This is a genomic window from Campylobacter concisus, assembly GCF_003048375.1.
GTDB lineage: Bacteria > Campylobacterota > Campylobacteria > Campylobacterales > Campylobacteraceae > Campylobacter_A > Campylobacter_A concisus_T.
On sequence record NZ_CP021643.1, the window covers coordinates 37,487 to 50,039 of the forward strand.

Genomic DNA, 12,553 nt, shown 5'->3' on the forward strand with positions numbered 1-12,553 from the left:
ACAACAATAGCCTTGGCTGAAAATCAGCCAAATTGTATCGATTTAGAACTTAAAATTTAGAAATAAGCTCTATATTATCCTTAGTTGCCCTTTTTAAGAATTCAGCATAAGCCTTATATGCTTCATCAAATTCGCTTTCAAGACTTACGTCTATTTTGGCATTAAAAATATAGTCGCTATCACTTAGTCTATCCATAGTTAAGCTTGCACTTTCGCTTGCATCTTCTATGTGTATATCAACAACACCAAAGCCTATATTTTGGCTAGAACCAAGTCGTCCATTTTCTATAAAGCCTTCAAGCGCATGCAAGAACATACCCAGCTCAAGCTTTGAAACTTTTTCCAGGAAAAAACCACCATTAAATGTCGCTCCAGACACTATATGCTCCCTTTGAGCAAAGTGTTGTATGGATGATTTTTTAGTTTTTGCTTCTTCATCAAATGTTTTATCCATCTCTTTTGCTAGTTTTTTAGCATCACGGTCTTTTTTACGTGCTTCAGAGTTTTCTTCAACACTTTTCTCCCAATCCTCGATCTGTTTTTTTGTATAAAGCTGGCTAAATTTAGTCCCCATTAAGATGTCATCAACCTTAACAAAAGTTTGCCTTTTAACTAAGTTTTTAGCATTTTCTTTGTCTAGTGGGATGGCATCTGCTACTTTTAATTTTCCAGCTATTAATATGCCCGTGCCAAATAGCGATAAGATCGGATTTTTTTCTCTAATCTCTTCGATCTCTTTAAATTTAAGCCCTGACTTGCTTACTCCGCTACCACTTAGCATTGCATGAATGTCAGTATCTTTTAGCTCTTCGATATTCTCATTCTCTTTTACCTTATCAACTAATTTTTTCGTCGCTAAACGGCGCAATAGTCCCCTAATACCATTTGCAGGCAAATAAGGGATATATTCTATCTTGCCATCGTCGCTATTTTGATTAACTGTTGCAGTTTTTTTAATGCGAGTTACAATGTTTCCGCCTGGCTCGGTATCATTGTTTTCAATGATCGCGATTGGGCTAACCGTTTTTATGACTAATTTGATTTTATAGTCTTTTAACATGACATCTCCTTTGGTTTTTATTTTTTGATATCTATTTTGGTGTTTTGTAATAATTGTCCATAGCCTAGACCATTTTTATATCCTATCATTTCAGGAAACTGATAATTAGATGTAAAATTTGCCCAAAGCCCTATGTAGTTGATATTTTCTTTATATCTCTCTGTAATAACCCTAAAATCCTTGAAATTTAGGACAAGATTTTCAAAATCTTGCTTAAATTTAGTGTAGCATTCTAGCTGATAAGCTAAATTTCTTTTTATTCTATATGAAATGTAGTCTTGAATTTTGTCGTTTTTCTCAAAATAGTATTTCATATTATATTCAGTTTTATTTGCAGTTATTATGATAGGCGTTCTAGTAGAATACTCTATCGTTTGAGATCCAAGATAAAATGGTGGCATATACCCATCTTCTTTGGGGATGATCTTTTTTATCTTTCTACCAAAGAAATTATTTTTATGCCCTTCAAGCCTTTCCATAAGATGCTGAAATGCAAAGAAGTTATTTTCATAAAAAAGAATTTCAATAGCGTATTTTAGTGGCTTTTTGTATATAAGTGGCGGTGCATCGTTGCCATGATACATAATTATGCTATTAAATTTTTGCTCCGTAATGCTGCCGCAAAAATTACGCACTTCTCTAGGCTTTATCTCACTTACATCATCCGTAAATGTCAGAACTATGCGCATTTATTTTTCTCCTATTGTAAGTATATAAGCTCCTACCCTAACGTCTTTACTATATTGTTTGTAAAAATCACTAATTAGCAGGATAGTATCTTTATTTCTTGCATCTTTTTTTAGGCTTATAAAAGGTGCATCAATTTGTGGGTTTGGTATTAGATGACTTTTTGTTATTGGATAATCTTTTATTATCTCATTAACTCGTTTTAGACACTCCTTGGCTTCTTCATAACCAAAGTAATAAGTTTCACTTCCGTATTGGCAAGCTATAAGATCCTTAGAAAGTGTCAAATTTGATTTAAAAACTACGTGTTGGTTGTTTGGTGTAGTCTTAAGTGCCAAATTAAAAGGCAATGAGGCATCTTTGATAGCCTGCTCTATGCTCTTAGTTTTATTTTTACCCATAACATAAGTTATACCATTTTTATCGACCACATGAAAGCCTAAAGACTTTTTGCCTACTCTACTATTAACGCCACATTGAAGCGTCCAAAAAGTCTGCTTTGATACAAACTTAGAGTTGTTTAAAAAGGCGTAGTCTGTAAAGGTCGAACCAAGTGTTTTTTCTATACTTTTGCATAAAATTCCCTCTTTGGACTGCTCACCTGAAAACGCACAAAGATGATCTTGTCCATCAACAATTAAGTCTTTTGCGGTCGCTTTCTCTTTTAGATCTATCTCTTGCCAATTATTTTTGTCTTCGTGTAAAACGTCATATACAAAATTTATGGCTGAATGGTATTTGCTCAAATATTTTTCATCGATACTTGGTCTTTCTTTACCTGGATAGATAGTTTCTATTAGAGATGAATTTGGCATATAGCATGCCTCTTTGCTCCAATTTGCCCAGTAAGGGACTTTGCTATTATAGTAAATGATCCTAGCGTTTTCCAAAGATGGATAATTCTTCACACTAATTGGTCGTGCTGGAGTGTTTTTAGCTAAAAATACAGACTTATCTTCAGGGATTGTTTCTACCAAGAAAGAAGAAACCTGCCCATATCCAATGGCTGTTTTTTTACCTATAAATTTTAAATCCTGCAAAAGATCTTCTATAATTTCTTTTTTGCCTCTAACGTAAAAGTAGATTTTAGGGGTTTTTAAAAGCTCGTTCCAAATATTATAGGCTTTAAATTCACCACTACCCATACTATATTCTATTTTATTTGCTCTGTTCTCATTGAGATATTCATACTCTGGCTTTTTAACGATACATCGATTTTCAAGCGACACTTGATCGTTTTCTTCTACGAACCAGATAGATCCGCAATAACCATCTTTATATTTTTCTATGAAGTCAAAATCATAAAGTTTTTCGATTTCTATATTTTTGCCAAAGTGCCTCTTGACGTAAAGATTTACCAAAATAGAATCGATCGTGCTAAATCTGCCAATTAATAAAGGACTATTGAGAAAAAAGGATATTTTTAAATTTTCCATTTTGTTCCTTTTTTTAAAAAAATTGCGCTATTATACCACTACAAATTAAGTTTTGTCAATTTAAATTACAATAATATTATCAATAAAAAAGAAAGAGAATGGAACTTAGATCTGAACAAAGGAAATTTGTCGATTATGCGGCAAAGAGGGTAAAAGAGAATAAGTATTGTGTTTGTGAAATGCCTACGGCGTTTGGTAAAACTTTTTCGGCTTTAATGCTTGCAAAGAAACTAATTGATGAAAAGATAGCTCAAAGAGTGGTAATAGCCACTAGCGATAACTCTTTGGCAAAAAGTATATTTCTTGAAGCCAAAAATGTCGATAATCTCCCAGACTATGTGCTAGGCATTGGCAAAAATAACTACCTGGATATAAAAAAACTCACTTTTTTTATGGATACAGAGATTAGCTCTGAAGTTTTACCTTTAGACAAAGAGGTTGTTGATGGGGCTATAAAAAAATTAAAGGAAGATTTCTCTTATGTCTTGATTGAAGATTTTTTAAACGAGCTAGATATAGTAGATGCCGACAAGAGAGAATATATTGCCAATAACCTTGCACTTGAAAAAAGCAATAGTGAAAGCTTTAAAGAATATACTATTCAAATTACAAACTACTCTTTTTTGTTTTCTAAATTTATGTTCGATGAAAAATATGCGGAAGTAGATGGCACTGTTTATATTTTTGATGAAATTCAAGAACTACCCAATATGGCTGAAATGACACTAAGCTCTGCATTTTCTTTATATAGCTACTATTTGCAATTAAAAACGATTGCAAAGACAATTAACGACGATGCTAGCGCACCTAAAACTTTGATAAAGTTATTGAATGAAGAGGTTGAGCGTGTAAAATCCATAAATGAGATTATGAGTGATGAAAAAATGGCTGGCAAGACACTAACAGCCAATGATATAGCCATACAAAGAGCTACAAACGTTTTAAGTAAGCTTTTTGATCAAGAAAAAAGCAAGGCTCTTAGAGCCAAACTAAAAAGCTATTACAAAAAAACTCCTTTTTTTCAGCTAGGCGTTTTTCTTAATAAATTTGATGATGTTAAAAGCACCTTGTCGTCTAAAGATATTTATATTAGCTTCTCGCAAGAAAGAGGGTTTATATCGTTTCATACCTATTCTAAGGACATAAAGCTTAAGCTCGCCGATAAGTTCTGGAGCAAAATAGATCGATTTGTAGGTATAACAGCTACGGCTCTACTTACACAAGACGTTCATGATCTTGAAATTTATAAACGCATGGGCATCAACTTTAGTGATATAAAGCTTGGAGATACAGTAATAAAAGAGCGCAAAAGCAAAGTATGCGTAATAAAGTCATTTGAGGGGATTTTACGCCCAGAGCAGGCGACTTATTCGATTACTAGCAACGACTTTATAGAAGACGAGCAAAAAAGATTTGAGTATTTTGCAGATGAAATTTTGCGAGGCTATGACGGCAAAAATACAATGGTTCTAGTAGGTGGCTTTGATGAAGTAAGGCTTCTAGCTCAAAAACTAGAAAGCGTAAAAGATAGGCTAGTTTTGGCGGAGCAAGGTAGAAGCGTCCAAAATATTATTGAGGGCTTTAAAAAGAGTGGTGGAATTTTAATAGCTACTAGAAATTACGCTACTGGTATAAATTTGAAAGGCAAAACCCTTGAAAGGCTCTTTATAACCAAATTGCCTTACCCAGTTTATCAAACAAAAAAATGGATACTTTTAAAAGAAAAAAATCCTAGTTTCTTTTGGTTTGAATATAATAATGAAATGGTTATGACTTTTAGACAAGCTATCGGCCGTCTTATTCGCTCACCAGAGGATACTGGAAAAATATTTTTGCTTGACGGCAAATTTAACGCTTTGAGCGAGGGCTTAAAAAATAGGTTGATCTATTTTTTAGAGAAAATTGCTTTAAAGGGAGCGCAGTTATGAGTGATACTTTAAAAATATATAGCAACGATGATCTTGTGGGATTTCTTAAAATATATGCTGTAGGTAGAAATGAAACATATTATTTTGAATATGATAAAGAGTGGTTAAAAAATGGCTTTGAGATAGACCCAAATTTACCACTGCAAAGCTCTCAGTTTGTATCTAAAAATCTATGGGGAGCGTTTTGCGATATAAGTCCAGATAGATGGGGCAGATTAATCCAAAAACGAAAAGCTGGTAGCGAACTTACTGAAAGCGAATATATGCTAGGGGTAAGTGACTATTTTCGTATAGGCTCACTTAGAATAGAAAAAGAGAGCGAATTTGTTTCTGCCACAAACGATATACCAAAACTAACTCATATTAGCGAGCTTTGCATATCATCACAAAGAATTGAACGCGGCGAGAGCCTTGAGAGTGACATTAAAAATTTGCTTGCGCCTAGCGGAAGCTTGGGCGGTGCTAGACCAAAGGCAAGCGTATTAAAAGGCAATGAGCTTTACATAGTCAAATTTCCGTCCATAAAAGATGAATATAGGCAAATTTCTCGTAGTGAAAAGACTATGCTAGATGTTGCCAGTATCGCAAAAATAAACGTATGTCAAAGCGAACTTTTTGAAACAGCAAAAGGCACGGCTTTACTTGTCAAAAGATTTGACAGAAACGGCGATAAGAGAATACCCTATAAGTCAGCTATGACCTTGCTTGGGGTTAGAGATGGCGATGAAAATAACGATAAGAGCTACTGCGATCTAGCTAACGTGCTTGATAGTAAAAACAAAAAAGAGCTTTTTCGGCGTATGGTTTTTAATGGCTTATTTGGCAACACGGACGATCACCTAAGAAATCACGGCGTGCTATATGATGAAAAAACAAAAAGCTGGAATTTATCCCCTGCATTTGATATAACACCAACACCTATAATTTACTCAAAACAAAACCATGCTTTAAATTTTGTGGGTTTTAAAAGCTTGCCATCAGTCCAGCTTTTTTATGATATAAAATCAAAATTTGATATAAATGACAGCGAGTTTAAAGAGATCATAGCAGATATGCTAATGGCAAGAGATAAATTTGAAGAGATAGCAAAACGAAATAAAATAAATAGCGACAACTTGAAAATGCTAAGAAACAACTATTGCCACGAGGATTTTGGAAGGGGTGGAGAATTTATAGCGCAGATTAATCAAAATATGGCCGAAGAATATATCTCTTTAGACGACGAAGCTAATTCTTACAAATTTAAGCTTTGAAGTATATTCTAACGAAAACCTTGTCTATCCTAATTAGCGAAGAAACTCTCGCCATCATTATTTTCGTTAGAGGGGCTATGCTCATCATCAAAAAATGATACGTTTTTAGTGCTATTGCTGCTTTGAGGTTTTGTTTGCTGCTCTATGGTGTCTTGTTTAGGTTCAGCATCTATGCTAACATGTTGATATACTTGCAGTGCCTCTTGTTTGCTACTTGGCAAAAAAGGATTTTGACTTAATGCTTCTAATAGGGCTTGTGCTTCAACGTCGTTAAATATTATTTTATTTTTTATAAAGGCTATAAAATGATCTACAAAATGTTCTCGATCTAGTTTAGCCCTGCTAGCATATAGCTTCCAGTTATAGTCTTTAATTTCATATTTGCGCATCTCTATGGTATGTGGGCTAACGCCAAAACCATTTAATTCTGGTCTTTGGCCACAAAGTTTAACATAGCTAAAATTTGTCAGTTGTTCAAACAATAAAGGGCTTATCCCTTGCGCTCTTGCTATTGTTTCCCAAGAGATGCCAGGAATTTGTCTTAGAGTAAAATCACTAAGAGGGTGGATTGCTAAAACTTTTTCAAAATCAATATATTTGCCCAGCGCGATGAACCATTGATCTGGTATATGTGAAAGTGGTATTTTCGTATATTGTTTAGAAAAATCAACCATAAATGTATGTTTTTACGCTAGTTGAAATGCCAACAATATCTCTTGGTAGCTTTTTTTCATCGTAATTATTGGCAACCATACAAGCTCTTACCTCTTGCGGTCTTTTTCCAGTAGCCTTCATAAAAGCATTTATAATAACATTGCTAGTTTTTGTAAAAAAGTCAATTTCTTGCATAACTAGATCATTGTTGTTATTGACAACATTTAAGCTTTTGTTGTCTAGCTTCTCTTTTAGCAAACTAATTTGGTTTTCAATGATGGCAAGTAGTTCAATATAAAAATCTACCGCTTTTTTGCAATTTTCATAGTTCCAAATAGTATTTTTTTCAAAGCTTTGAATTATTTGTTTTATTTGACTATTGTGCTTCATCTTATCCCTTTACGCCTATATCTCCATATCCTACTCCAAGCGGAATATATTGAGTGTTTTTTAATATAAATTGCCTGATATAGTAAAATTGATAATATAACACCTTTGGGTGTTGTCTTTTTACTATGTTGTAAAATTTCTTCTGCCAGCCACTATTATTATCGCGCATACGTTCTAAATTGCCAATAGGAACTTTTAAAATTAAAGAAAGTATCTTATCATCAATATTTGCATCGGATTTTTTTAAAATTTGCATATCAGATAATGTCTTGTAAAGAGCTGTTTGTTTTTCTTCGTCATATCTTAGTAAAAATTTCATAACGGCATATCGCCACAAACTATCTACATCTGGCCTTTTAGGCTCTAGCCAAGAAAAGACGTTTATTCTGCTTACACCATAATTTTTAATTAGTTCAGTTATATTTAAATCGTTCTCTCTTAGGGCAAAAATAGAATTTAAAAATAAATCAAAATCAGCTTTATCTATATTTTTGCTTTGAACTACCACTGAACTATTTTCATACATACTCGCACTCATATTAAAACTCTTAATTAAATTCTTCTTCGTTTTTGGTTTTGTCAATTAAAAGATATTTCGCACGTGTTATGGCTACATAATAAAGATTAACTTCTTCTTGCAGCTCACTAAAACTGATCTTTTTTTTGTATATTAGATCGCTTAACGACGGAAAATCTTTTTCTAGTGTAACAATATCAAACTCCAGCCCCTTTGCGGTGTGTGCCGTCATAAGATATGTCCCATGATGTGCTATTTTATTCCTATTTTTATAGTCATCACTTGCTTTGCGGTATATACTAAAAATCCTTTTACCATACCTTTTAGCCAAATTGAAAGTTGAGAGCAAGTTGTTATCTCCGCAATCTTCTAAATGCTGTTTTAAGGCAGCTTGGCTATTGAACTCTTTAAGATATGAAAACTCAGGCTCTATTTTGTCTTTTTCGTTATTTAAAAATCTGACAAAGTTGATAGCCTCTTTAAAAATGTCTTGTGGTTTTTTGATTAAGATATAGGACGTATCTTTGTCTAGCCCACTGGACAAAATTTCGACAATTTTTGAATTTGTCCTCGTGATTATAGCATTTTTTATTGAACTTTTTTTAATATGCTCGTAATTTAGGGCAGCAATATCATCTCGTGGCATAACTTTACTGACCATTTTGACTGGATCTTGTTTATATCTTTCAAGCACCTTGTTCGCCTTATTAACAACATCAGGGACACACCTAAAGCAAGATGTTAGCTTCATTGAGTAATCAGCACTTATTTTGTTAAAAGCATTAGCCGATCCACGAAAGCCATAAATTGCTTGATTTGGGTCGCCAATAAAAACCTTTGAGCCTTTTAGCTGCAAAAATATATTTAAGACAACATCATTGCTGTCTTGTGCTTCATCTAAAAAAACTAAGTCAAAATTAATCTTTGACTTATCAAAGAACTGAAATTCTTTTAAATAAAAAGAGTGAGTGATAGGTATCTCTCTTCTTCTCATCTTTTCATATATTAGGCTAGCCGCATGCACGGCCACATTTTTTTTAACGACTTCCTCATTAAATTTTTTATAATTAGAATTACAAAAATCATTGAAAATTTTAATAGCATTAAAAGCTTCTAGGGGTTCTATGCCAAACATGGTTTGAACATCGACTACACTAAGATCAGTTGTTGATATATCTTCTATTTTTATGCTTTGGGAGCGCAATGCTAATCCGTGAGTAGTAAGAACAGTCACATTGTTTGGAAATTTGCCCTGAGCTTCTCTTTTTATTGACTGATTATAGGCTAGATACAATATTGTCTTATCTGGTAGTTGTTTGGCCAACTCTACCAAAGTAGAAGTTTTGCCAGAGCCAGCAGGTGCAATAATAGATACCTTTTGGTCATCTTTGAGGTTCTTGCATACGGCAAAAATATCTAATTGCTCTTGTGTAAATTTCATTTAATTGTAAAATATGCCTTTCAGCAAGAAGCAAAGCAGTGGCATGACAATAGCTATCGTCACAATGCCAAACAAAAAACTAAGAAAGAGTTTTATTGGTTGCGAGATGTGGGCATTGTTTGAATGATCAGCGAGATTTAGTAGTGAGTAAGCTGACAAAGAGCAGATAATTGTTCCACTAATAGCTTGTGTTGTATCCATCTTCCCAGAGAAAAAATATAACAACATGAAGCAAAGAGTATAAAAAGCCCCTGCCAAAAAAAGGACAAAGGCTATTTTTATGTCTATTGGCTGATTTCTAAAGGTGATGAAATAACTTTTAATGAGCTTAAGAAGCAAGTTCTTCTAGCTCCATATTGATCTTACCAACAATATTATCTTGAATAATCTCGTCTTTAAAGTCTTCGTAGCCCTTTTTCATATTGCTAATAACATCAGCACTGATACCAGCTATGGCATTAGTGTGTATTAGCCTAACATTCTCTGTTTTACCGCCTCTAAAGAAAGTTTGACACCAAACCGCCCTATCATTCTCAGCACCAAGCAACATTAGGCATAGACCATAGTTAGCGTCTTGTGTTTTCTTGATAGGTATGATCTTTTTATTCTCCAGTCTTGTTTGAACATCAAGAACAAGTTCCCCAGCGGCATCTCTTTTATACTCACTACTCTCAACTTCTTCTTCGTTGATCATAGCTTCTAGCCACTCTATAACGTCTTTATCGGCTACTTTAAAGATTATCTTTGACGTATTGGCTAAGGCTCTTTTTTGAGCTGTTTCGTCTGTTCCACTCGCTTTTAGCGATACAAAGTCTTGAATACCAAGGGCAACACTCATATTTAACGAACGCACTTGCGCCAAGATCGTATCAAGATCAGCAACTGGATATGCACCATACTCGTCAAGGTTGATTAGAGTAAAAGGCTTAGGGGTGAATTTATCCTTTGCTATATTCTTAATAGTTTGATGAATGCCAATATATTCGCCACCCAATGCTGAACCAGCAAATGCCTTGATAGTTGCTATAATAATTTTTCCCAAAATTTCAACCTGCGATCTTGATAATTCAAGCGGTGGCAGCAAAACATATAAAATTTGGTTATCTGCAATAACATCAACTGGATTGATCTCACTCTTCGATTGAGCAAGAATATGTTTAAAGGCAGCAAAAACGTTGAACAACTGCTCCCATTGTTGTTGTGCATAGGAGTGTTGCATCATATTGTCTGCTGGTGGGTTCTCTAATGAAGCTCCCTTGGTAGTAAATGCCTCGCTTAAAATCGTAGTCGCATAACTGATAGTTAAAGTTCCTCTTGAAAAGTCATTAACAATATTAGTCAAATTATTTTTTAGCGTTTCAGCTTCTTGGCTAATTGGCATAACTGATTGATTTTGTCCTGGCGTATTTGTAAAAGCTTCTTTGGCAAGATTGTAGAAAATTTTAATATCTTGCATAGAATAAATAGTTTCAGGCGATACATCTTTTGAATAAAATCTCTTCTTGCCATCACTTTGACTTTTGCCTTGTGAATAGACCACAAGGGCAACGACATCAAGTATAGGGATAAATCTATTCCATACCTTATCTAGGTATGAACGAATAATTTTATAAACGTTTGTGTATGTATCTTTTATAAAGCTATATTCAATTCCAAGCTCTTTTTCTATATCTATTCTGCGTGTAGGTTCTTGAATGACTGTTTCAATAAGTCTTTCTATATTGTCAAAAAAAGATGTCTTTGCAACAACAATACTATTGTCACCAATTAGTGGCTCAACGTTTTTATTTTCGGCAATGATTTCATCTAAATCACGGCACATGCAATAAAACGCAATAAAGATTAGAGTAACATTTAAAACACTTGTGTTTGAGCTAAGTTTTTCGCTATCTATACCTTCGCCTAGCAGTTTATCCCTGATATATAGGGCTGATGCAACTGGCAATAACAATGCCTTGCCGCGGTTTTGAAAATATGCAGTATTGCCTTCGCTACTATCTTTAAAGGCTAGGTTTGATAAGAATTCTATTAATTTTACTGGGTGCTGATTGTTGAAAAAGTTAAATGTATTGCTCTCTGCGCTTTTTTCTGCCTTAAGAAAGTTCAATACCCTGACCGAAGTTTCTCTATAATTTAATTTTGCTTGGGCTAAGATTTCATCTAGCATTTTAACGTCAGATTTTCCGTCGTTAAATACTATCCCTCCGCCAATTTTCATAATGTCGTCCATCATAGATCGCAAGGCCTCTGTTTTACCAGCACCAGTTTTACCGACTAAGACCATGTGTGTTTTGGCTAAGTCCATATCAATTCCGATGTGTCTTAGCTTATTGTGTGGGTGCTCCATTGTTTTTTGTTTGGCTGCAAGAGAAGTCTTGTCGCCTGATTTTATTATAGAAAGGTGTCCGTCTAGCTCTTCATTATAAATTCTATAACCGATTACAGAAACAACTTTTTTAGCTGTTTGAGGTTGCAATATCGCATTATATTGGCGCATATAAGCTTCATTTTTAAAAAAAACGCCAAATAGTTCGCCTGCTGTTTTTGAAACAAATAGGCATAAAAAGAAAACAGCCATATATGGTGAAAACATAAATGAAACCAAAGATAGCCAAAATAAGCTTCTCACCGTCTTTGTATATCTTTTAAACCTGAAACGGCTCTCTTCTAGCCCAAAATATCTGACAGAGCGATGTATCTTGTTGGTTTCAAGTAAAATGGCCGCCATTAGTTACTCTTTTTTAGTTCAGCCAACTTCATTTCAGCCAATAAAATTTGAGCGTTTATGGCATTTATTTCTGTATCTAGGGCAACACATTTTGTTCTGTTTTTCTTTTCTAGCTCATAGCCAAATTCTTTTTCGGCATAGTTAAAGTTTGAATAAAATGCCCTTTGCGGAGCAAATTCATTCGCTTCTGCCCCAAGTCCCTTTATCCAAAAAGCCCTAATAAGATATTGTTCGTTCTTCGCATCAAGGATCATTTGCGAAATCTCTTCATTCATCTTTTTTTCGCTAGGCTTTAATTGCGAAGCATTAACAAGGCTTACTCCAGCAGGATTGTTACAATAGCAATTATTAGCTTGTAGCTCTCTATATTGAGCCTTTAATGGCGTATCTACATCATCTGCTGCAACCAAAAAACTAAAACCAAGCAAAGTGGCCAATGCTATTTTTTTCATCTTTTCT

Annotated in this window: 11 protein-coding genes; 2 read left to right on the forward strand and 9 right to left on the reverse strand. The window is 34.2% G+C overall.

Annotation, left to right across the window (positions count from 1 at the left end; translation table 11 throughout):
* Window positions 1-49 precede the first annotated feature (49 nt).
* The 3 genes from CCS77_RS09925 to CCS77_RS09935 are packed head-to-tail and all read right to left on the reverse strand — an operon-like array spanning window position 50 to window position 3,183.
* A complete protein-coding gene (locus CCS77_RS09925; RefSeq protein WP_107917357.1) occupies window positions 50-1,060 on the reverse strand; it encodes an RAMP superfamily CRISPR-associated protein in 1,011 nt (336 codons plus the stop codon).
* Between the two features lie 17 nt (window positions 1,061-1,077).
* Entirely contained in the window at window positions 1,078-1,749 is a 672-nt protein-coding gene (locus tag CCS77_RS09930) for a hypothetical protein (RefSeq protein ID WP_107917358.1), read from the reverse strand.
* The gene (locus CCS77_RS09935) at window positions 1,750-3,183 is read right to left on the reverse strand and encodes a hypothetical protein (protein ID WP_107917359.1); all 1,434 of its coding nucleotides are present in this window, start codon (window positions 3,181-3,183) and stop codon (window positions 1,750-1,752) included.
* A gap of 98 nt (window positions 3,184-3,281) precedes the next feature.
* Between CCS77_RS09935 and CCS77_RS09940 the strand changes: the two genes are divergently transcribed.
* Together CCS77_RS09940 and CCS77_RS09945 are read left to right on the forward strand one after the other, a co-directional pair.
* Window positions 3,282-5,111, forward strand: coding sequence for a helicase C-terminal domain-containing protein (locus CCS77_RS09940; RefSeq protein ID WP_107917360.1), 1,830 nt, complete (start codon window positions 3,282-3,284; stop codon window positions 5,109-5,111).
* Window positions 5,108-6,364 (forward strand): type II toxin-antitoxin system HipA family toxin, encoded by a 1,257-nt coding sequence (locus tag CCS77_RS09945; RefSeq protein ID WP_236635328.1) that lies wholly within the window; start codon window positions 5,108-5,110, stop codon window positions 6,362-6,364. The genes CCS77_RS09940 and CCS77_RS09945 overlap by 4 nt, the downstream gene beginning before the upstream one ends.
* 29 nt (window positions 6,365-6,393) lie before the next feature.
* On the opposite strand, the gene CCS77_RS09950 is transcribed toward CCS77_RS09945, so the two are convergent.
* The 6 genes from CCS77_RS09950 to CCS77_RS09980 all read right to left on the reverse strand — a co-directional run bounded on the left by CCS77_RS09950 (window position 6,394) and on the right by CCS77_RS09980 (window position 12,546).
* Complete coding sequence (locus CCS77_RS09950; protein WP_107917361.1) at window positions 6,394-7,038, reverse strand: hypothetical protein; 645 nt, start codon at window positions 7,036-7,038, stop codon at window positions 6,394-6,396.
* Complete coding sequence (locus tag CCS77_RS09955; protein WP_107917362.1) at window positions 7,031-7,408, reverse strand: hypothetical protein; 378 nt, start codon at window positions 7,406-7,408, stop codon at window positions 7,031-7,033. Before CCS77_RS09955 ends, CCS77_RS09950 begins: the two co-directional genes overlap by 8 nt.
* A gap of 1 nt (window position 7,409) precedes the next feature.
* The gene (locus CCS77_RS09960; protein ID WP_107917363.1) at window positions 7,410-7,946 is read right to left on the reverse strand and encodes a hypothetical protein; all 537 of its coding nucleotides are present in this window, start codon (window positions 7,944-7,946) and stop codon (window positions 7,410-7,412) included.
* A gap of 10 nt (window positions 7,947-7,956) precedes the next feature.
* Window positions 7,957-9,366: a UvrD-helicase domain-containing protein gene (locus tag CCS77_RS09965; protein ID WP_107917364.1), complete on the reverse strand. Its 1,410-nt coding sequence runs from the start codon at window positions 9,364-9,366 to the stop codon at window positions 7,957-7,959.
* A 328-nt stretch (window positions 9,367-9,694) separates the two neighbouring features.
* The gene (locus CCS77_RS09975; protein WP_103642860.1) at window positions 9,695-12,094 is read right to left on the reverse strand and encodes a type IV secretion system DNA-binding domain-containing protein; all 2,400 of its coding nucleotides are present in this window, start codon (window positions 12,092-12,094) and stop codon (window positions 9,695-9,697) included.
* Window positions 12,094-12,546 (reverse strand): hypothetical protein, encoded by a 453-nt coding sequence (locus CCS77_RS09980; protein WP_107917366.1) that lies wholly within the window; start codon window positions 12,544-12,546, stop codon window positions 12,094-12,096. Before CCS77_RS09980 ends, CCS77_RS09975 begins: the two co-directional genes overlap by 1 nt.
* Window positions 12,547-12,553: the final 7 nt, after the last annotated feature.